This is a genomic window from Gemmatimonadaceae bacterium, from assembly GCA_020852815.1.
In the GTDB taxonomy this organism is placed as follows: domain Bacteria; phylum Gemmatimonadota; class Gemmatimonadetes; order Gemmatimonadales; family Gemmatimonadaceae; genus SCN-70-22.
Window position 1 is genome coordinate 19,441 of record JADZAN010000047.1, and the last position, 19,293, is coordinate 38,733.

21 protein-coding genes are annotated in these 19,293 nt (G+C 69.4%); 16 read left to right on the plus strand and 5 right to left on the minus strand.

The annotated features are described in order from the left end of the window. The 6 genes from IT359_21310 to rsgA all read left to right on the plus strand — a co-directional run bounded on the left by IT359_21310 (position 1) and on the right by rsgA (position 5,050). Positions 1-786, plus strand: coding sequence for a hypothetical protein (locus IT359_21310; protein MCC6931542.1), 786 nt, complete (start codon positions 1-3; stop codon positions 784-786). A gap of 117 nt (positions 787-903) precedes the next feature. Further along, positions 904-2,001 carry a hypothetical protein gene (locus IT359_21315; GenBank protein MCC6931543.1) on the plus strand — a complete coding sequence of 366 codons (1,098 nt, stop codon included), beginning with the start codon at positions 904-906 and terminating at the stop codon, positions 1,999-2,001. Then, complete coding sequence (locus tag IT359_21320) at positions 1,998-2,642, plus strand: transglutaminase-like cysteine peptidase (GenBank protein ID MCC6931544.1); 645 nt, start codon at positions 1,998-2,000, stop codon at positions 2,640-2,642. Before IT359_21315 ends, IT359_21320 begins: the two co-directional genes overlap by 4 nt. A 133-nt stretch (positions 2,643-2,775) precedes the next feature. Beyond that, the gene (locus IT359_21325) at positions 2,776-3,711 is read left to right on the plus strand and encodes a proline dehydrogenase family protein (protein ID MCC6931545.1); all 936 of its coding nucleotides are present in this window, start codon (positions 2,776-2,778) and stop codon (positions 3,709-3,711) included. A gap of 2 nt (positions 3,712-3,713) precedes the next feature. Further along, a complete protein-coding gene (locus IT359_21330; protein ID MCC6931546.1) occupies positions 3,714-4,130 on the plus strand; it encodes a hypothetical protein in 417 nt (138 codons plus the stop codon). Next, positions 4,130-5,050: a ribosome small subunit-dependent GTPase A gene (gene rsgA, locus IT359_21335; protein MCC6931547.1), complete on the plus strand. Its 921-nt coding sequence runs from the start codon at positions 4,130-4,132 to the stop codon at positions 5,048-5,050. The genes IT359_21330 and rsgA overlap by 1 nt, the downstream gene beginning before the upstream one ends. Positions 5,051-5,056: 6 nt before the next feature. Here the strand turns inward: rsgA and pdxH are convergent, their stop codons facing one another. Beyond that, on the minus strand, positions 5,057-5,692 hold the full coding sequence (pdxH, locus tag IT359_21340; protein ID MCC6931548.1) for a pyridoxamine 5'-phosphate oxidase: 636 nt from the start codon (positions 5,690-5,692) through the stop codon (positions 5,057-5,059). Between the two features lie 37 nt (positions 5,693-5,729). After that, positions 5,730-7,694, minus strand: coding sequence for a PAS domain S-box protein (locus tag IT359_21345; protein ID MCC6931549.1), 1,965 nt, complete (start codon positions 7,692-7,694; stop codon positions 5,730-5,732). Between the two features lie 172 nt (positions 7,695-7,866). Here IT359_21345 and IT359_21350 point away from each other — a divergent pair, with 172 nt between their 5' ends. The 6 genes from IT359_21350 (at position 7,867) to IT359_21375 (ending at position 12,378) form a co-directional block, all read left to right on the plus strand. Beyond that, a complete protein-coding gene (locus IT359_21350; protein MCC6931550.1) occupies positions 7,867-8,508 on the plus strand; it encodes a sigma-70 family RNA polymerase sigma factor in 642 nt (213 codons plus the stop codon). Then, a complete protein-coding gene (locus IT359_21355) occupies positions 8,501-8,761 on the plus strand; it encodes a zf-HC2 domain-containing protein (GenBank protein MCC6931551.1) in 261 nt (86 codons plus the stop codon). The genes IT359_21350 and IT359_21355 overlap by 8 nt, the downstream gene beginning before the upstream one ends. 183 nt (positions 8,762-8,944) lie before the next feature. Further along, the gene (locus IT359_21360) at positions 8,945-9,154 is read left to right on the plus strand and encodes a heavy-metal-associated domain-containing protein (GenBank protein MCC6931552.1); all 210 of its coding nucleotides are present in this window, start codon (positions 8,945-8,947) and stop codon (positions 9,152-9,154) included. Then, on the plus strand, positions 9,151-9,540 hold the full coding sequence (locus tag IT359_21365) for a cupredoxin domain-containing protein (GenBank protein MCC6931553.1): 390 nt from the start codon (positions 9,151-9,153) through the stop codon (positions 9,538-9,540). The genes IT359_21360 and IT359_21365 overlap by 4 nt, the downstream gene beginning before the upstream one ends. Further along, positions 9,537-11,903: a copper-translocating P-type ATPase gene (locus IT359_21370; protein MCC6931554.1), complete on the plus strand. Its 2,367-nt coding sequence runs from the start codon at positions 9,537-9,539 to the stop codon at positions 11,901-11,903. The genes IT359_21365 and IT359_21370 overlap by 4 nt, the downstream gene beginning before the upstream one ends. Positions 11,904-11,952: 49 nt before the next feature. Further along, on the plus strand, positions 11,953-12,378 hold the full coding sequence (locus tag IT359_21375) for a metal-sensitive transcriptional regulator (GenBank protein MCC6931555.1): 426 nt from the start codon (positions 11,953-11,955) through the stop codon (positions 12,376-12,378). Positions 12,379-12,666: 288 nt separating this feature from the next. Here the strand turns inward: IT359_21375 and IT359_21380 are convergent, their stop codons facing one another. Continuing rightward, positions 12,667-13,110, minus strand: coding sequence for an OsmC family protein (locus IT359_21380; GenBank protein ID MCC6931556.1), 444 nt, complete (start codon positions 13,108-13,110; stop codon positions 12,667-12,669). Continuing rightward, the gene (locus IT359_21385; GenBank protein ID MCC6931557.1) at positions 13,107-13,997 is read right to left on the minus strand and encodes a sulfurtransferase; all 891 of its coding nucleotides are present in this window, start codon (positions 13,995-13,997) and stop codon (positions 13,107-13,109) included. The genes IT359_21380 and IT359_21385 overlap by 4 nt, the downstream gene beginning before the upstream one ends. Positions 13,998-14,113: 116 nt before the next feature. On the opposite strand from IT359_21385, the gene IT359_21390 reads away from it, so the two are divergent. Both IT359_21390 and IT359_21395 read left to right on the plus strand, forming a co-directional pair. Beyond that, positions 14,114-14,440, plus strand: coding sequence for a (2Fe-2S) ferredoxin domain-containing protein (locus tag IT359_21390; GenBank protein ID MCC6931558.1), 327 nt, complete (start codon positions 14,114-14,116; stop codon positions 14,438-14,440). 69 nt (positions 14,441-14,509) lie between these two features. Continuing rightward, positions 14,510-15,616, plus strand: a complete 1,107-nt coding sequence (locus IT359_21395; GenBank protein MCC6931559.1) for a hypothetical protein — start codon at positions 14,510-14,512, stop codon at positions 15,614-15,616. Between the two features lie 38 nt (positions 15,617-15,654). Here the strand turns inward: IT359_21395 and IT359_21400 are convergent, their stop codons facing one another. Then, positions 15,655-16,497 carry a zinc metalloprotease HtpX gene (locus IT359_21400; GenBank protein ID MCC6931560.1) on the minus strand — a complete coding sequence of 281 codons (843 nt, stop codon included), beginning with the start codon at positions 16,495-16,497 and terminating at the stop codon, positions 15,655-15,657. A 498-nt stretch (positions 16,498-16,995) separates the two neighbouring features. Here IT359_21400 and IT359_21405 point away from each other — a divergent pair, with 498 nt between their 5' ends. Beyond that, positions 16,996-17,325 (plus strand): hypothetical protein, encoded by a 330-nt coding sequence (locus IT359_21405; protein ID MCC6931561.1) that lies wholly within the window; start codon positions 16,996-16,998, stop codon positions 17,323-17,325. Between the two features lie 185 nt (positions 17,326-17,510). Next, a complete protein-coding gene (locus IT359_21410) occupies positions 17,511-19,217 on the plus strand; it encodes an amidohydrolase (protein ID MCC6931562.1) in 1,707 nt (568 codons plus the stop codon). Positions 19,218-19,293: the final 76 nt, after the last annotated feature.

Below are 19,293 nucleotides of genomic sequence, written 5' to 3' on the forward strand. Positions count from 1 at the left end.
ATGCGCTCCCTTTTCCGCCTTGCCCTCGTCGCGACCGGCGCGCTCTCGCTCAACGCCTTCAACTGGCAGGCGAGTGACCCGCGCCTAACGAACCGCCTCGACGCGCAGACGCGCGATGCGGTCGATGCCATCATCGAGAACGCCCGCAAGGCGGGGGTCCCCACCGAGCCGCTGGTCGACCGCGCGCTGGAAGGGGCGAGCAAGCGGGCACCGGGCGCGCAGATCGTCTCCGTCGTGCGCGGCTGGGCCGACGACCTGCGCAAGGCACGCCAGGCCCTCGGCCCCGCTTCGCCCGACGCCGAGATCGTCGCCGGGGCGCACGCGCTGCGCAACGGGATCGACGTGCGGCAGCTGGAACGCCTGCGCGGCACCAAGTCGGGCGTGCGTTACGCCATGGCGCTCGACGTGATGAACTACCTCGTCAACCGCGGAGTCCCGGTCGATACGATCTCGCCCGTCATAGTGAACCTCGTCCTCGCCTCGGCGACGGAGGATCAGTTCGCCAAGTTGCGGCAGGATGTGGAGCGCGACATCTCGGGTGGGATGGCGGCATCGACGGCGGCGTCGCTGCGCGGGCTGGGGCTGGAGCAGCAGGTGGCGGCGGCCTCGAATGCCGCCAATGGCGGGGCTCCGGGGAGCGCGTTACCTTCGGTTCGCGGTACCACCCGCGTTGCCGATCCGGCACTCAACCCGACTGCGGTCGGGGCCGTGCAGGGGGCCAACAACGTCTCTGGTGCAGCCGAAGCACCGGCGGCGCCGCGCGGGAAGCCGAAAAAGCGCCCGTAACCAACCCCACGCCGTATTCCGCGTCATCTCGTGCGCGGCGGGGCGCTCTGCCCCGCCGCGCGACTGCTTTTGTGCCTGCTGACGTCCGCGTATTCGTCGCTGGGTGCCCAGGCCCCGGTGCGCACGCGTGACGTCGGCTTTGCCACCGTCGACTACAGCAACGGGCTGACGTTAGGCGCGCTCTCCCTTACCGAGACCGTCGCCGTCGACCGCCCCAACGGGTCGCTGTTTGCCACCGGGCTCGTCTCCCTCTTCCACGACGGGCGCTGGTCCATGCAGGGTGGGATCACCGGCTCGCGCTTCTCCGCGCCGATTGCCGCTGGCGGGCCGCTGCGGCCGTGGTTCCGCACCGTGCGTGGCGAAGTCTCGCTCAACTCCACCAGCACGCTCCAGCAGGGCTTCATGCCCACGTTGCAGCTGCTGGGGCAGGCCCGCGTGCACCTCATCGCCGACGCCTACGCCCTGCGCGGCGGCGCCGCCCTCACCCGCGCCTTCGACGGCTTCGCCTGGCGCACCACCGTGATGGGCGACGCGGGGGGGTGGGCACGCGTCCGCGGCGCCATCGTTTCCTACACCGCCACACCCATGCAGCTGCAATACGGCGACGTCCTGGCCGACCAGGAGGCCGCCATCTCGTTCAGCCGCGGCCGCGTGACCTGGGATGCTTCGTTTGGGCTGCGCCTGGGCGAGGCGCTGCGCGGGACCGACTCGTGGGGCGCCGTCAACGCCACCTGGCCGCTGCGCGCCGGCGCCCTCGCCACGGCGGGCGTGGGGAGCTATCCCATCGACCTCATCCAGGGGCTTCCCGGCGGACGCTACGTCGCCCTCGGGATGCGACTCCCCTCCGGTGGACTCGCCGCGCTGCGTGCCCCGCGCCGCCTCCCCCCTCCCCCTCCCCCGGAGCGCCCCAACCTCCCCATCACCGAACGCCTGTCGCTCGTCATCGGCCCGTCGCTCGACTCGCTCGGCCTGCGCGAGGTGCGCGTATGGGCGCCGGGTGTCAGGACGGTCGAACTCCTCGGCGACTTCACCGAGTGGATCCCCGTTCCGCTCATTCGCCAGCCCAACGGCGAGTGGCGCGGCTACTACCACGTGACCCCCGGCGTTCACCGCATCAACCTGCGCCTCGAGCGCACCGAGCTCGATGTTCCGGTCAACCTGGCGCGCGTGAAGGACGAGTTCACCGGCGACGTGGGGCTCATCATCGTCCGATGAGCACCGGGACGGGCCTCTTCGCGGCCATCGTGCGCTGGGTGCGCGAGGCCTCCGGGCTGGCGCAGGCGGAGCGGATCCGGCTCGGTGCGCACGACCCGTGGCAACGCGTCGACCTCGTCCCGCCGCTGCGAACCTTTGGACCAGGGGCGCGGGACTTCGCCGACTTCCTGGGGGGCGAGTGCCGCGTGCGCTGCACCACCCCCGTCGCCGTCGGCGAATGGCTGCTCGCCTGCCGCTACGCCGAGGATGCCCACCTGCTCGACGAGGTGGACCACTGGTTGCACCCGGCGACGTTCGAGCTGCTGCGCGCCGGCGACTGCGAGGACTTCTCGCTCTGGGCATGGCGGCAGTTGCTGGAGTCGGGATACCGCGCCGCCTTCGTGGTCGGGATGCGCCGCATGCCTAACGCCACCACCGGTCGCCACGCCTGGGTCACCTACCGCGACGACGGCCGGGACTTCCTCCTCGACGGCGTCGAACGGTCGATCCACCGCATGATCCGCCCGCTCGACGAGGTCCGCGACCTGTACGAGCCGCAGGTTGGCGCCGGCGAAAGGGGGGACCGCTTCGTCTATGCAGGGCTCTACCGCGAAGCGTGGGGGCGACAGCTCCGCCTGCGCCCTGGTGTCGAGCGCCGATGAGGCGCGGTGCGTAGAGAGGGGGCACGCGCCGAACGCCGTTCCCGCAAGAGCATTCGGTATATTTCGCCCGCCGACCGGACTCCGCCCCATCCGCGCGGAACACGCCGCCAGGCACCGCACTCCTTCACGGCACATGCTCCGTCAGACGTTCCTCTGGCTCTCCCACCGGCAAGGGATCTTCCGCTTCGTTCGCAACAACGGCGTCGCCCGTCGCTTTGCCTCGCGCTTCGTGGCGGGTGAGACCATCGACGACGCGATCGCCGCCGTCCGCGCACTCAACGCCAAGCGCATCTCGGCAACGCTCGACCTGCTGGGCGAAAGCGTCACCAATGCCGCCGAAGCCCGCGCCACCGCCGATCACTACCTCGAACTCCTCGACCGCATCGCCGCCGAGGGGCTCGACTCCAACGTCTCGGTCAAGCTCACGGCGATGGGGCAGGATATCGCCGACTCGCTGTGCATCGAGAACATCTCCCGCGTCCTCGAGCGCGCGCGCCAGCACCGATCTTTCGTGCGACTCGACATGGAGTCGAGTGCCTACACGGAACGCACCCTGCTCCTGTTCGAGGAGCAGCTCTTTCCGCGGTATCCGGAGGAGGTCGGGATCGTGCTCCAGAGCTATCTCAAGCGCACGGCGGCCGACGTCTCGAATGCGATCGACATCCAGTGCCGCGTGCGCCTGTGCAAGGGCGCGTACAAGGAGCCGCCGACCGTCGCCTTTCCCGACAAGCGTGACGTCGACAGCAACTACGTGGCCTGCATGAAGCGGCTCATGACGTCGGGGAAGTACCCGGGAATCGCCACGCACGACGAGGCGATCATTGCCGCGGCCAAGGCCTACGCAAGGGAAGAAGGGATCGCCCCCGACCGCTTCGAGTTCCAGATGCTCTATGGCGTGCGCCGCGACCTGCAGGACCAGATCGTGCGCGAGGGATACCGCATGCGCGTGTACGTGCCGTACGGCACGCAGTGGTATCCGTACCTCATGCGCCGCCTGGCCGAGCGCCCGGCCAACCTGGCCTTCATGACTGGGAGCATCCTCAAGGAAAGCATGAGCGCGAGGCGTTAGGCATGGGCGGCCAGTGGCGGCAGCCCGACCACGCGCTCGGCGACGCCAACACCATCGGCGGCTACATGCGCGTGCACGCTCGGCCCGCCGCCTTCGAGGGATCGGACGGCCTGTCGTATTCCGTCGCCATCGAGGGCGATGCCACGGGCGATCCCGCGCGTCCCTTCGGCGCGTATTTCCTCTTCCTGCGCTGGCGCCGCATTGGCGAGCAAGGGGTCGATGGGCACCTGGAGAGCGAGTGCCTCGCCTGGGGCACCACGGAGCGCGAGGCGTGCGAGGCGCTGGGTGGCTGGCCGTTGTCGGAGGTGCGCGCGGTGCTGGAACAGTCCATCGCCGCGGTCGGCGGCGGCACGGCGGGGCGCCGCTGGTGGGACGTGATGCAGGACGACGTGCAGGACGACGTGCAGGACGACGCTTGATGGCCGACGGCGTCCCCGGGACAGTGCTGCAGGGAACGGGGGGACAGTGGCAGGTGCGGCTGGCCGACGGGTCGACGCGTATCGCCGCGCTGCGCGGTCGCGTGAAGCATGCGGCGGGGAACAAGCTTGCCGTCGGCGACGAGGTGGCGCTCACGCACGACGCCGCGAGCGATGCGTGGGCGATTCGCGAGATCCTCCCGCGTCGCTCGCAGCTCGTGCGTCGCTCGCCGTCGGGGCATGGCGAGCGCGTGGTGGTGGCCAACGTGGACCAGGTCGTGGTGGTCTTCGCGATGGTGAAGCCCGCGCCGAACGAGAAGATGCTCGACCGCTTCCTGGTGATTGCCGAGGCCAACGACATCGCGGCGCGGATCGTGATCAACAAGGCCGACCTGGGCGCGCGGGGCGATGCGGCGGCGCGCTTTGCTCCGTACGCCGCGTTGGGCTATCCGTTGCATCTGACGAGCACCGTGACGGGCGAAGGGCTGGCGGCGCTGCACGAGGCGCTGCGCGGGCGCACCTCCGCCCTCAGCGGGCCCTCCGGCGTGGGGAAGTCGTCGCTGCTGAATGCCCTCTATCCCGGCGTCGACCTGCGCGTCGGCGCCATCAGCGAGTCGGTCAACAAGGGGCGTCACACCACGGTGGGAGCGCGCATGCACCCCCTCCCCGACGGCGGCTACGTGGTGGACACGCCGGGGCTGCGCGAGGTGGGGCTGTGGGGGATCGAGGCGCGCGCCCTCGACCATTGCTTCCCGGAGTTTGTCCCCACCCTCGAACTGTGCCGATTTGCCGACTGCCGCCACCTGGCCGAGCCGGAGTGCGGGGTGCGCACCGCGCTCGCCGAGGGGCGCATCGCCATCGGGCGCTACGAGTCCTACCTCAAGCTGCGCGAGGAGCTGGAGCAGGCACAGCGCACGCGCTGACGCGCCTCAGGGCGACAGGCGCTCGATGCGCCAGCTGCCGCCGTTTGGGGTGTAGCGCACCCGGTCGTGCAACCGGCTCTCGCGCCCTTGCCAGAACTCGAATTCGTCGGGGATGACGCGGAACCCGCCCCAGTGCGGCGGCAGCGGGACGTCGCCGTCGGGATACGCCGCGCCCACGCGCTCCACCTCGGCCTCGAGCCAGTCGCGTCCCGGGATCACCGCGCTCTGCACCGAGGCCCACGCGCCAATGCGTGACCCGAGCGGCCGCGAGGTGAAGTAGGCGACCGATTCCTCCGCCGCGATGCGCTCCACCGCGCCGGCAATCCGCACCTGGCGTTCCAGCTCCTTCCAGAAGAAACAGAGCGCCCCCTGTGGGTTGGCCGCCAGCTGCTGCCCCTTGCGCGAGCGATAGTCGGTGAAGAAGACGAAGCCGCGGCGGGTGACATCCTTGAGCAGGACCACGCGCGCCGAGGGGCGCCCCTGGGCGTCGGCGGTGGCCAGCGTCATGGCGTTCGGCTCGAGGACCTCGGCGCGCCGCGCCTCGTCGAACCAGCGGGTGAACTGGGCAACGGGGTCGGCGTCGACGTCGCTGAGGTCGAGCGAGGCCAGGGTGTATTCGCGTCGCAGGTCGGCAAGGCTCATGGGGACCGTTACGCAGGGGTGAGTCGGGAGGGCGCCGTCATCCCACTTCGACCAGGTCGCAGAGGGCGTCGACGTCATACGGCTTGTTGACCACCACGACCCCCGCCATCGCGGCATCGTCGCCATTTTGCGGGAGCGCGGTGGCATCGCCGGTGGAGATCATGAAGCGGGTGTTGGCGCAGGACGGCAGTTCGCGCAGCTGGCGGATGAGCTCGAGGCCGTTCATCCCCGGCATGCGGAGGTCGCTGATGACGACGTCGAAGGAGCTCTGTACCGCCAGCCGCAACGCCTGCGCCCCGTCGCTGGCCGTCATCACGGCGTGGCCGCGCGTGGCGAAGAAGCGCGAGAGGAGGTCGCGAATCACCCCTTCGTCGTCCACCACGAGGAGGTCGAGCGGGCGCGCGGCGACGCGGCGTCCGGGAGCGGCGCGGCCCGGGCGGATGTCGGGCGGCGTGACCTCCGCCGCCAGGGGGAGGGTAATGACGAATCGCGTGCAGCTCGCGGGAACGCTCGACACCTCGATCGTCCCGCCATGCGACACGACGATGCTGTGCACCACCGAGAGGCCGAGTCCCGTCCCTTCACCTTCCCCGCGCGTGCTCCAGAACGGATCCCAGATGTGCGGCAGGTCGTGCACCGGGATACCCGGGCCGTTGTCGGACACCGAGAGGGTGACCGTGCCATCCACGATGTGCGTGTCCACCTCGAGCTGCGGCTGCCAGGGCCCTGGCGCGGCGCCGCTGTCGAGGCGCGACTGCAGCGCCTGCCGCGCGTTCACGACCAGGTTCAGCACCACCTGCTCCAGCTGCGCCGGGTCGGCCATCACGTGCGGCGCCCCCTCCGCCAGCTGCACATCGAGCGTGATGCCGCGCGTTTCCATCGCGTAGTGCTGCGTGTCCAGGATGTACCGCACGATCGCATGAAGGTCCACGCGCACGCGGGAACCGCCTTCCTCGCGGCGGGCGATGGTGAGCAGGTCCTTCACGATGCGCGCGGCGCGCCGCGCCTCGCGCAGCACCGTCTCCAGCGCCTGGCGGTCGTCGGACGACTGGTCCTTCTTGAGGAGGATCTGCGTGTAGCCGGTGATGGCCGCCAGCGGGTTGTTGATCTCGTGCGCCACGCCAGCCAGCGTGCGCCCCAGCGACGCCATTCGCTCGCCCCGCCGCACGATCTCCTCCCGGCGCTCGCGTTCGGTGATGTTCTCCGCCAGCCCCTGCAGGAAGCGGATGTGCCCCCCCGCATCGCGCTCCGCCGACATCGTCAGCCGCAACTTCACCACCTGCCCGTCGGCGCAGCGACAGGGTTGGTCGTACGTGACCTCGCGCGCCCCATCCCCCAACGACGCCATGCAGCGCGTGCGCACCTCGCCCGCCGGGCACAGCGTGTCGAAGACGTTCGCGCCCAGGAGCGCCGTGGCGTCGGCGTAGCCGAGCATCGCGGCCATGGCGGGGTTCGCGTCGACCAGTGCCCCGCCCGGCGTGCAGCCAAAGACGCCGAACGTCGCGCGCTCGATGAGGAGACGCGTGCGCCCGGCCGACATCCGCAGGGCATCCACCTGCTGGCGCGTGTCGTGACGCCTCCCCGTCACGTCGACGATCACGCCACCCACGCCCGCCGGCATCCCCGCGCGGTCGAACATCGCGAAGAAGTGCACCTCGGCCACGCGAAAGGTCCCGTCCTTCCGGTACATCTTGAGGCGCCCCCCACCTGAACCCTGGTGCCCCGCGTAGAGACACGCCTCGGTGGCACGGCACGCGGCGTGATCGCCCGCATCCACGAACGAGAGATACGACCGCCCCAGCGACTCGGCGATCGTGAAGCCGCTCTGCACCTCCCACGACGGGCTCAGGTAGACGAGGCGCCCATCCCGGTCGATGCGCATCAGGACGAGCGGGAGTTCGGCGGTCAGCGCCTCGTCGCTCCACGACGGAAGGCGCGGCGGCGCGCTCCCCGTCGTGCTGTCGGAGGTGTGCGCGGCGGGGGTGACGTTCGGCGGGGACATGCCTGGGCACCAGTGGTGACGGGGGGGCGACCCGAACGCGGCCAATCTACATCCGCGTTCATCGCGGCGGTGTCCGGCTCGCCCCCTCGTCTGCCAGTGGTTATCGTCCGATGGACCTGACGCGGAACCTGACGCGGAACCCGACGCCCCGTTCACGGCTAGGTGCAGACACATGGACGAGAACCAGGCACGACCCGGCGCTCCCGATCCCTCACGGGAGGGTGAGGGCGCACGTGTCCGGCGCGACGCCGAGTTCGCGCGCGACGCGCTCCCCTACATGGATGACGTGTATCGCTTCGCCTACTCGCTGACGCGCAACACCGCCGACGCGGAGGACCTGGTGCAGGAGACCTTCCTGCGCGCCTACAAGTCCTGGCACACCTTTCAGCCGGGGAGCGATGCCCGCCGCTGGCTGTTCACCATCTGCCGCAACGCCTTCCTCCGTTCACGCGAGAAGCTGCGCCATGAGGTCGACGTGGAAGATGGCAGCGCGGAGACCATCGCCGCCGTCCAGTCGCAGTCCGAGATGCGTCGCGACGGATCGGACGAGATCCTCTCGCGCGTGGATCTCGCGCCCGCGCTCACGCGCGCCCTCGACGAACTCCCGGAGCCCTTCCGTTCCACGGTGATCCTTGTCGATGTGGAGGACCAGTCCTACGACTCGGCGTCGGAGGTGCTGGGTGTTCCGGTGGGAACCGTACGCTCGCGCCTCTTCAGGGGACGCCGGCAGCTGCAAGACAAACTGCGGGAGTATGCCCGCGATGCCGGCTTCGCGTCGGCCGGGACCTCCGCACGGGAGCACGACGATGCCTGACCAGACGCACCGCACCGATTGCACGTCGGCCATGAAGGAGCTGTGGGACTACGTGGACTGCGAGCTGACCCCCGACCGGATGGCGGCGGTCAAGCGCCACCTGACGGAGTGCTCGCACTGCCTCCCCCACGCCGAGTTCGCCGAGCGATTCCTGCACGCGCTGCACGAGACGCGGATCGACTGCAACTGCCCATACGAGGTGCGCGCCAAGGTGATGGCCAGGCTCCGCGAGGCGGGGCTCACGCTGAGTTGACGACAATCAGTCCTCACGATCTCACACGGGCCGGTGCCGCGCGCGCCGGCCCGCTGTCGTTGGCGCTGGTCGAGCAGGCACGACCCCCTGGCGACTCGCCCTATTGACATACCCCCCACCCGTATCTAGTCTGCATACCAGTGGGGGGTATACGACCTCCCGGTCACTCCATCGGAGGATGTTATGGAACGGGTCACGCTGAAGGTCGACGGGATGTCGTGCGGTCACTGCGTCAAGGCGGTACAGACGGCGCTTGCCGGCGTCGACGGGGCGGTCGCGGAGAGCGTGCAGATTGGGCGGGCCGTTGTCGCCTTCGACGCGGAGAAGACGAGCCTGGGGGCGCTCATCGATGCGGTGCAGGATGCCGGCTACGATGCGGCGCCGGTGACGTGAACGGGGCGGAGTGGGGGGTGCTGCTGGGCGGCATGACCCTCATCGTCCTGATCAACTGGTACTTCTTCTTCTCAACGGGTGAAGGAGCGGTGGCGGCGGTGGCGTCGACCGGAGTTGCCGAGGTCCCGATCGTGGTGAAGGGGGGCTACTCCCCGGCCACGGTGCGCGTGCCTCGCGGTGCGCGCGTGCGCCTCGTCTTCGACCGGCAGGAGGAGTCGAGTTGCTCCGAGGAGGTGGTCTTTCCCGATTTCGGGGTGCGCCGCTTTCTCCCGGCCCACGAGAAGACGGTCGTCGAGCTCACCCCGAACAAGGCGGGGAGTTACGGCTTCACCTGCGGGATGAGCATGCTGCGCGGGACCCTGGTGGTGGAGGACTCAGCGACATGACAGCCACGGAACGCGTCGTCATTCCCGTGAGCGGGATGACGTGTGCGGCGTGCCAGGGGAGGGTGCAGCGCACGCTGGGGAAGACGGCGGGGGTCGTCGAGGCCAACGTCAACCTGATGACCAACAGCGCGACGGTCTCGTTCGACCCGTCGCAGCTGACGGCGCAGGCGATCGTGGACCGCATTCGCGACACGGGCTACGGGGCGGAGCTTCCCGTGCCGGGGCGGAGCGCGGCGGAGGAGCAGGAGGCGCAGGACAAGGCACGCAGCGCGGAGTTTGTCGAGTTGCGGCACAAGGCCGTCGTGGCTGCTGGCGCCGGCCTCGTGGCGATGATCGTCTCCATGCCGCTGATGGCGGCCAATGCGCATCTCGGGATGGGGGAGACGAGCGATCCGTTCATGCGCTGGGCGATGCACGTGCTCGATCCGGCGCTGCGGCGGGTGATGCCGTGGGTGTACGCGATCCCGGCGTCGGTGCTGAGCCACGCCCTGTTGCTCCTGACGGCAATCATCATGGCGTGGGCGGGGCGCCACTTCTACACGCGGGCGTGGCAGGCCTTCACGCACCGCTCCGCCGACATGAACACGCTCATCGCCATCGGGACCGGGGCCGCCTTCACCTTCTCGGCGGTGGCGACGCTGGCGCCGGGGTTCTTCGTGAGCCGCGGCGTGGCGCCCGACGTGTACTACGAGGCCGTGATCATCATCATCGCCCTCATCCTCGTCGGCAATGCGCTCGAGGCGCGGGCCAAGGGGGAGACGTCGTCGGCGTTGCGGAAGCTGATCGACCTGCAGCCGAGGACCGCGCGGCTCGTGCGCGATGAGCAGGAGGTCGAGGTGCCGCTGGACGCGGTGCGGAGCGGCGACGTCCTGGCCGTGCGCCCCGGCGAGCGTGTTCCGGTGGACGGGACCGTCGTGAGCGGCGAGAGCGCCGTCGACGAATCGATGCTGACCGGTGAGTCGATCCCGGTCCCCAAGCGTGTCGGTGACCGCGTGATTGGCGGCTCGGTGAATCGCACCGGGGCCTTCCGCCTCTCGGCCACCACGTTAGGCGCGGACTCCGTCCTGTCGCGGATCGTGACGCTCATGCGCGATGCGCAGGGGTCGCGGGCCCCCATTCAGCGCCAGGCAGACCGCATCAGCGGGATCTTTGTCCCCATCGTCCTCTCGATCGCCGTGGCGACGTTCGTCGTGTGGTTCATTGCCAGCGACACGGCGCCGTTTGTCCGCGCCTTTGCGGCGGCGGTGGCCGTGCTCATCATCGCCTGCCCGTGCGCAATGGGGCTTGCCGTCCCCACCGCCGTGATGGTGGCCACGGGGCGGGGCGCGCAACTGGGCGTCCTCATCAAGGGGGGCGAGGCGCTGGAGCGCGCGTCGCGCGTGACGACCGTCGTCTTCGACAAGACCGGGACCGTCACCGAGGGGCGGCCGGTGGTGACCGATGTGCGGCACATCGGCGACGCGGTGAGCGAGACCGGGATGTTGCGCCTGGTGGCGTCGCTCGAGCAGTCGTCGGAGCACCCGTTAGGCGAGGCGATCGCGGCGGCGGCCGTGGCGCGGGGGAGCACGCTCGCGCGCGCCGAGGCCTTCGATTCGGTGACGGGGAAGGGGGTGGTGGGGGTGGTCGACGGCCGGGCCATGGCGGTGGGGAACGCGGCGCTGATGGCCGACTACGCCATCGATGTGGCGCCGCTGCGAGTTGCTGTGGATGATTGGTCGGCCAACGGGCGCACCCCGGTGTACGTGGCGATCGATGGCGCACTGGCGGGCGCGCTGGCGGTGGCCGACCCGATCAAGGCCACGTCGGCGCGCGCCGTGTCGGCGTTGCGGGGGATGGGGCTCGAGGTCGTGATGCTGACCGGCGACACGTGGCTGACCGGCGAGGCGATCGCGCGGGAGGCGGGCATTGCGCGTGTCGTGGCCGATGTGCGTCCCGAGGGGAAGGTGGAGGAGATCCGCCGGCTGCAACGCTCGGGGGGCGTGGTGGCGATGGTGGGCGATGGGATCAACGACGCCCCATCGCTGGCCCAGGCCGATGTGGGGATCGCGATCGGCACGGGGACCGACATCGCCATCGAGGCAAGCGACATCACCTTGATGCGCGGCGACCCGATGTCGGTGGTCGATGCGCTGGCGCTGGCGCGCGCCTCGCTTCGCATCATGCGGCAGAACCTGTTTTGGGCCTTCGTCTACAATTCCATCGGGATCCCGGTGGCGGCGGGGGCGCTGTATCCGTTCCTTCGCATCCTGCTCAGCCCCATCCTCGCGAGCGCGGCGATGGCGATGAGTTCGGTCTCGGTGGTGAGCAACTCGTTGCGCCTGCGCTCATGGCGCGACCCAGAGGGGAGGACGACCCATGCATGACGCGAACGGGCACGAGGCCTTGGCGCACGGCGCAATGGCGCACGGCGCAATGGCGCCCGGCGCCGGGGCGGGCGGCGGAGCTGGCGAGGAGGCGAGCGGAGGGACGGGTGGTGAAAGGGGCGCCGAGTCGACGGCGGCGTGCGGATGTGGCTGTGGGGTGACGCCGGGGGGGGCGGTGGGGGGGGGGCGCAAGGCCGTCGGCGTCGACCCGGCCATCAAGGAGCGCAACCTCAAGCGACTGCGCCGCATCGAGGGACAGGTGCGCGGCCTGCAGCGCATGGTGGAGGAGGATCGCTACTGTCCCGAGATCCTGACGCAGATCTCCTCTGTGCACGAGGCGCTGCGCTCCACGGGGCGCGAGCTGATGCGAAACCACCTGCGCCACTGCGTCACGGCCGCGGTTGCGTCGGGGCCGGAGGGGGCCGAGGCGGCGTACGACGAGCTGATCGAGTTGATGTACCGTCACGCGCGCTGAGGCCCGAAAGAAAATTGGGGTCAGGGAAAATTGGGGTCAGAGTCAGCGAGAATTTGGTTCGCTGACTCTGACCCCAATTTTAGGGCGACCTCAATTTGACGAGGCGCGGCGGCCCCACACGCCCTCCAGGCTATGCCTCGAGCGCGAGCGAACCCTTGATAAGGGTATTGGGATCGTGCGCCGCGCCCCCCGAACTTGGGGTCAGAGTCAGCGAGAATTTGGTTCGGTGACTCTGACCCCAAGTTTAGGGCGGCCTCAAATCCGCGTGCTGCTTACCCCCCCCCCGCGTCAGCCCTCGAGCTCGAGCGACCAGTTGATCGGGATGTTGGGATCCAGCGAGTCGCGCACCGAGCAGTACTTGGTCACCGACAACTCGATCGCGCGCTCCGCATGCACGCGCTCGATCCCGGCACCGGCGATGCGGAAGGCGCAATGGATCCCGACCAGCCGGGCCGGCGTCGCCTGCGCGCGTGCTCCCTCGACGTCGACGGTGAGCGTCTGCACCGGCGTGCGACGCTTGGCGAGGATCTCCACCACGTCGATTGAGGTGCAGGCGGCGAGCGCGTTGAGCAGGGAATCGACGGGACTGGGCCCCGCCTGCGCGTCGCCGTCGATGCGGTGGGTGACGCCACCGGGGCGCCCGGCCTCGAAGCTCTGCCCACCGGTCCATGTCACGTGCACCCGGTTGGCCGACTTCACCTCGACGCCGGGGATGGTTGCAATCGAACTCACGGTTGTCCTCCCATGCGGATCGGGGCGCGCACGGCGTTCCCCCATTCGGTCCAGCTGCCGTCGTAGTTGCGCACGCCCTGGTAGCCTAACAAGTAGGTCAGGACGAACCAGGTGTGCGAGGATCGCTCGCCGATGCGGCAATAGGCGATGACGTCGTCCTGCGGCCGCAGTCCTTGCTCCTGCTCGTAGATCGCGCGCAGGTCATCGGCCGACTTGAAGGAGCCGTCGGCGTACGCAGCGCGTGCCCACGGGACCGACTTCGCCCCCGGGATGTGCCCGCCGCGCAGCGTCCCTTCCTGCGGATACTCGGGCATGTGCGTCCGTTCTCCCGTGTACTCGGGGGTCGAGCGAACGTCGACCATCGGCTTCCCCGCCTCGGCGTGCGCGCGCACCTCGTGGATGAAGGCGCGAATGCGCCCGTCGCTTCGCTCTGGCGCGACGTAGTGCGTGGCGCGGAAGGCCGGGACCACCGTCGACATCTCGCGCCCCTCGATCTCCCACTTGTTGCGCCCACCGTCGAGGATGCGGGTGTTGGTGAAGCCGAAGAGCTGGAAGACCCAGAACGCGTAGCATGCCCACCAGTTGTTCTTGTCACCGTAGAAGATCACGGTCGTGCTCTCGTCGATCCCTCGCTCGCGCAGCAGCGACTGGAAGGCATCGCGCGTGACATAGTCGCGCACCACCTGGTCGTTGAGATCGGAATGCCAATCAATCTTCTGCGCGTTAGGGATGTGCCCCAGGTCGTACAGCAGCACGTCCTCATCGCTCTCGAGGATGCGGAGGTTGGCATCGTACAGATGCTCGGCGAGCCACTCGGTGCTGACGAGCGCCTCGGGGTGGGCATAGCCCTTGGCCGCGATCGATGCGGCGACGGGAATCGACGTCATGGCAGGTCCTGAAGTCAGCCTGGGGGAATCGCGAACGGTCCTGAGGTGACCCCCAGTGAATACCCGCAATGTACCCGGCGTTCCGCCCGGCGGGACGGGGGCGTAGCTTCCCGGACATGGGACAGTACCGTCATCACGTCTTTGTCTGCTCGTTCGGGAAAACGTGCGAGAAGGCCGGCGGCGTCGCGGTCTTCCAGGCGATGAAGCGCGCGGTGCGCGACACGACGCTGGGCGACACGGTTCGCATCAACAAGGCGGGATGCATGAATCAGTGTGGCCACGGTCCGATGGTCGTCATCTATCCCGAGGACACCTGGTACGCCGGTGTCGACGAGGACGCCGGGCGTCGGATCGTGCAGCAGCACCTCGTGCAGGGACGTGTCGTCGAGTCGTTGCGCTACACGGCGCCGCCCGGCGACAACAAGCTGGTCGACGAGGACTGACGGCTCCTTGGCGACCTCGCGGCGTGCGGTCCCCCGCGTGTCGCATGCGGCTACAGACCGGGAGCTTCCATGACGGTGATCACGCGCGGCACCGCGCACGCGTATCGATTGCTCGACGTCGGGTACTCGATCTCGTTGGATGCGGCGCTCGACCTGCTCGCCTCGAGTGCGCCGGAGCGCGTGCGCCCGGTGCGCGGGGAGGCGGCGGCGCTGCAGATCGCCAACCCGCCGGTCTCGGTCATCGTTGGCGGTGAACGCGTGACGGTGGCAGGCAGCGCGTTGGACGCCGAGGTGTCGGCGCGCATCTTCGACTTCGGCGTGGTATCGCTGTGCCTCCGGCTACAGGCGCCGCGCGCGCTCTCGTGGGACGATTTCGCGGCGTTCGGCAGCGCGATCGACGCCGACACCGGCATTCCCGAGTTGCTCGAGCACCACGCGCAGCTGCTCTTCCGTCGCATTTCGCCGGCGATCGAGCGCCCGAGCCTGGCGCCGGTGCGCGAGGACTACGTCGTCTTCCGGCTGCATGAGGTGCGCGGCGACGACGGCGTGCAGCTGGCGAGCGATGCACTGCTGCAGCGGGTCGACGTGGCGCCGCTCCTCCTCAACGAGCGGCGGCCCCTGTCGCCGCGCACGCGTGACGACCTGCTGCAGCACCGCTTCTCGTATCACACCGACGACCTCGCGCTCCTCACGTGGGACAACGCGCTGATCCTCGATCCCGCCGAGGGCGTGACCGACGTCGAGTTCATCCTCGAGTTTGCCAACGCGCAGCTGCTGGAGCTGCGCTACTACGACGCCATCCTCGACGCCGAGTTGCCCAAGCTCTACGACCGTATCGAGGCGGCGCGTGGCAGCCGGCTGCGTCTCTTCTCGCGCCGATTCTCCAACCTGCTGGGCGACATGCAACGCCTCTTTGCCGACAGCAACGAGTTGGTGGAGCGGGCGGAGAACGCCATCAAGGTGACGGATGACATGTACCTGGCGCGCATCTACTCGGCGGCGCTGGAGATCTTTCGCGGGCGGGCGTGGCGCGCCGGCGTGGACCGCAAGCTCACGCTGGTGCGCGACACGTACGAGATGCTGAACGCCGAGGCGCAGGCGGCGCGCGCGGAGGCGCTGGAAGTGGCGATCGTGGTCCTGATCGTCGCCGAGATCGTGATGGCGATGGTGCGCTGATGACGATGCCTGACGACCGCTTGCACCTGTCGGCGGCGCTATGCCGCCAGCGCGTGCAGCCGCGCCACGCGTTCCTCGGTCGACGGGTGCGTCGAGAAGAGCGACAGCACGCCGCGGCCGTTGAACGCCGAGAGCGGGTTTACCTGCGCCAGCGGGGCGACGGCGGGGGCCACCTGCATCGGGATGCGATGCGCGGCGCGATCCAGCTTGGTGAGCGCGCTCGCCAGTGCCAGCGGTCGCCCGCTGATCTCGGCGCCCACCGCGTCGGCCTTGAACTCGCGCTGGCGAGAGATCGCGAACTGGATCAGCGACGCCGCGATCGGGGCGATGAGCGCCATTGCGAGGGCGCCGATCGGCGAGTCGCCGTCTTCATCGCGTCCGCCCATCAAGGCGCCCCACTGCACCACCATCGCCAGGTTGGAGATTGCCGCGGCCATCGTCGCCGTGAGCGTCTGCAACAGCATGTCGCGGTTCTTGATGTGCGCCAGTTCGTGGGCGATGACGCCCTCGAGTTCCTCGCGGTTCACCAGCTGCACGATTCCCTCGGTCACGCACACCACGGCGTGCTCCGGGTCGCGCCCGGTGGCGAAGGCGTTGGGTTGCGCGTGCGGCGCCACGGCCAGCGTCGGCATCGGCAAGCCGGCGCGCTGCCGCAGCCCGTCGACCATCGCGTACAGCTCGGGCGCTTCGGCGGGGGTGACGACGCGCGCACCATAGGCGCGCAGCACCATCGTCCCCGAGTTCCAGTACATGAAGAGGTTCATGGCCCCCGCCAGGAGCAAGGCGAGCACCATCCCCGACTGACCGCCCACGGCGCCCCCGATGGCCATGAAGAGGGCGGTCATGCCGGCCATCAGGACGAACACTTTGACGTTGTTCATGAGAGGACGAGAGGACGAGAAGACGAGAGGACGAGAAGACGAGAAGACGAGGCTGGGAAGCGCGCGGTGATGCGTCGCGTGCGAGGAGCCGAGAAAGGACTACGGAGCCACAGCGACCCCATCTCCTCCCCAGCCTTCGCTGGGGCCGGCCCCTCGTCCTCTCGTCTTCTCGTCTTCTCGTCTTCCAAAAGAAAAATGGCGGACTCGCGAACTCCCGACGCGCATGCGCCCGGAACCCGAAAGTCTCGCCTGATCCTGATCGGACCCCGACCGAACCGTGCCTGGCGTGCGAGTCCTTGTCCGCCGGCAGTCCTGACGATTCGGTCGCGCGGGTTTTCATGCTCCCGCGTGGCTACTCCCCTTCTGCGGTTAAGAACCCGCGAAGGGGAGTGGAGGTTCCCGACCGGGGGCGCCGGGGGCTAGTTTCCGCCCGCGCCGTGCTTCCCCTCGGTGGCCCCGGCTCGCCCTCCGAACCCGCGCCCGACCGCATCGCCCGGCATGACCGATCCGTTCAACCCGCGCCGCATGTTCATGGGCGCTGCCAAGAAGTACTTCCTCGATGCGCTGGAGACGAGTGACGATGCCCGCCGCCCTCCCGCCGTCGACGAGGCCCCTCGCCTGACTCCCCGAGCCATAGAGAGAACCCGCATGTCCCGCTCCCGCGACCGCATCCTCGCCAACCTCGACGACATGTACCGCGAGGCCTTCGAACGCGCCAAGGCCACCGGCGACGAATCGCAGATGGCGTCGCTCGACTTCGCCTATCGACGCGAGCAGCTCTACTTCGAGATTCTGCTCGACGTGCGCGACGCGATGGAGCGGCGGTAGGAGAGCGGACGGGAGACGGTGGACGGGAGACGGGAATGCCGGCGCGAGATGCGCGCCAGCCAAACCCACCACCGCCCCGCGGACCCGCTGCGCATTCTCGCCTGACCGCAGCACCGCGCGCGGCGAAGCCGCGCGCACTCCCATCTCCCGTCGTCTCCCGTCTCCCGACCCACGGCCCAGCTCCCATGCGCTCCATGCTAGCCGCCCTCGCCGCCCTCGCCTCACTCTCCACCGCCTGCACCATGAAGTCCGACGACTCCAGCGCGGCTGGTTCAAGCGCCGGCGCCCCCGTCACCCTCGCTGTCGTCAACGCCAAGGTCTGGACGGGCGATAGCAAGCGCCCCTGGGCCGACGCCATCGCCGTGCGCGGCGAGCGCATCGCCGCGGTCGGCTCCAGCGCCGAGATCCGCAAGCTCGCGAAGGCCGCCGAAGTGATCGATGCTCAGGGACAGATGGTCGTCCCGGGCTTCATCGACGCCCACGTCCACTTCATTGATGGCGGCTTTCGCCTGTCGTCGGTGCAGCTGCGCGACGCGAAGACGCCTCAGGAGTTTGTCGCGCGCATCAAGGCCTTTGCGGCGACCGTTCCCAAGGGGACGTGGATCCAGGGGGGCGACTGGGATCACGAGCTGTGGGGCGGGGAGCTCCCCACGCGCGCCTGGGTCGATTCGGTGACACCCGATCACCCGGTGTGGGTGAATCGCCTCGATGGGCACATGAAGCTCGCCAACAGCGCGGCGCTCGCGGCGGCCGGGGTTGGCTCGGCGACGAAGGACGTGAGTGGCGGGACGATCGTTCGCCTCGCCAACGGAGAGCCGGCGGGTGTTTTCAAGGACAACGCGATGGACCTGATCGACGCGAAGGTCCCCGATGCGCCGGCGGCCCTCGAGGATCGCGCGCTCGACACCGCGATGACCTACGTCGCCTCCCACGGGGTGACGATGGTGCACAACGTCGGTTCGGCGAACGCCAAGTCCGGCTCGTGGAACGACCTCGTGGTCTTCAGCCGGGCCAGGCAGGCGGGGAAGCTGCGCACGCGTATCTACTCGCTCGTCCCGCTCTCCACGTGGCAGATGCTGCGCGATACCGTGGCGGCCAACGGGCGCGGCGACGCGTGGCTCAGGATCGGCGGGCTGAAGGGCTTCGTCGACGGCTCGTTAGGGTCGCACACCGCGGCAATGCGCGAGCCCTTCACCGATGCGCCCAACGACTCGGGCTTCTTCCTCAACTCGCCGGACTCGCTCTACGCCTGGATCTCGGGGGCCGACAAGGCCGGGTTGCACGTGGCGGTCCACGCCATCGGCGACCGCGCCATTGCCACGCAGCTCGACATCTTCGCGCGCGTGGCGAAGGAGAACGGTCCGCGCGACCGCCGCTGGCGCATCGAGCACGCGCAGCACGTGGCCCCCGGCGATTTCCCGCGCTTCGCCGAGTTAGGGGTGATTGCGTCGATGCAGCCGTATCACGCCATCGACGATGGGCGATGGGCCGACCGGGTCATTGGGACCGAGCGCGCCAAGGGGACCTACGCCTTCCGCTCGCTCCTCGATGCCAAGGCCACGCTCGCCTTCGGCTCCGACTGGTTCGTGGCCCCGCCCACCCCGCTGGAAGGGATCTACGCCGCGGTCACCCGCCGCACGCTCGACGACAAGCGGCCGGAGGGGTGGGTCCCCGAGCAGAAGATCACGGTCGAGGAGGCGCTGCGCGCCTACACCGCGGGGAGCGCGTATTCCTCGTTCGATGACCAGGAGCTGGGCACGCTGCAGCCCGGCAAGCTGGCCGACTTCGTCATCATCGATCGCGACATCACGCGGATCCCCCCGGAAACAATCCGCGACGCGCGCGTGATGCGCACCTACGTGGGAGGGAAGTCGGTCTTCGTACGGCCGTGAATCGCCTGCCACTGGTGTACGACAGGACCTGTGGCGCCGAGCTTGGGGGTTCCCCCAGTTATTTCGTGGCTCGCGC

Bases quoted from the DNA above. Each gene is read 5' to 3' on its own strand.
- IT359_21405 (MCC6931561.1), top strand. From the start codon at position 16,996: ATGACCGATCCGTTCAACCCGCGCCGCATGTTCATGGGCGCTGCCAAG.
- IT359_21410 (MCC6931562.1), top strand. From the start codon at position 17,511: ATGCGCTCCATGCTAGCCGCCCTCGCCGCCCTCGCCTCACTCTCCACC.
- IT359_21370 (MCC6931554.1), top strand. From the start codon at position 9,537: ATGACAGCCACGGAACGCGTCGTCATTCCCGTGAGCGGGATGACGTGT.
- rsgA (MCC6931547.1), top strand. From the start codon at position 4,130: ATGGCCGACGGCGTCCCCGGGACAGTGCTGCAGGGAACGGGGGGACAG.
- IT359_21395 (MCC6931559.1), top strand. From the start codon at position 14,510: ATGACGGTGATCACGCGCGGCACCGCGCACGCGTATCGATTGCTCGAC.
- pdxH (MCC6931548.1), bottom strand. From the start codon at position 5,692: ATGAGCCTTGCCGACCTGCGACGCGAATACACCCTGGCCTCGCTCGAC.
- IT359_21345 (MCC6931549.1), bottom strand. From the start codon at position 7,694: ATGTCCCCGCCGAACGTCACCCCCGCCGCGCACACCTCCGACAGCACG.
- IT359_21325 (MCC6931545.1), top strand. From the start codon at position 2,776: ATGCTCCGTCAGACGTTCCTCTGGCTCTCCCACCGGCAAGGGATCTTC.
- IT359_21390 (MCC6931558.1), top strand. From the start codon at position 14,114: ATGGGACAGTACCGTCATCACGTCTTTGTCTGCTCGTTCGGGAAAACG.
- IT359_21310 (MCC6931542.1), top strand. From the start codon at position 1: ATGCGCTCCCTTTTCCGCCTTGCCCTCGTCGCGACCGGCGCGCTCTCG.
- IT359_21400 (MCC6931560.1), bottom strand. From the start codon at position 16,497: ATGAACAACGTCAAAGTGTTCGTCCTGATGGCCGGCATGACCGCCCTC.
- IT359_21385 (MCC6931557.1), bottom strand. From the start codon at position 13,997: ATGACGTCGATTCCCGTCGCCGCATCGATCGCGGCCAAGGGCTATGCC.
- IT359_21360 (MCC6931552.1), top strand. From the start codon at position 8,945: ATGGAACGGGTCACGCTGAAGGTCGACGGGATGTCGTGCGGTCACTGC.
- IT359_21330 (MCC6931546.1), top strand. From the start codon at position 3,714: ATGGGCGGCCAGTGGCGGCAGCCCGACCACGCGCTCGGCGACGCCAAC.
- IT359_21355 (MCC6931551.1), top strand. From the start codon at position 8,501: ATGCCTGACCAGACGCACCGCACCGATTGCACGTCGGCCATGAAGGAG.
- IT359_21350 (MCC6931550.1), top strand. From the start codon at position 7,867: ATGGACGAGAACCAGGCACGACCCGGCGCTCCCGATCCCTCACGGGAG.
- IT359_21320 (MCC6931544.1), top strand. From the start codon at position 1,998: ATGAGCACCGGGACGGGCCTCTTCGCGGCCATCGTGCGCTGGGTGCGC.
- IT359_21375 (MCC6931555.1), top strand. From the start codon at position 11,953: ATGGCGCCCGGCGCCGGGGCGGGCGGCGGAGCTGGCGAGGAGGCGAGC.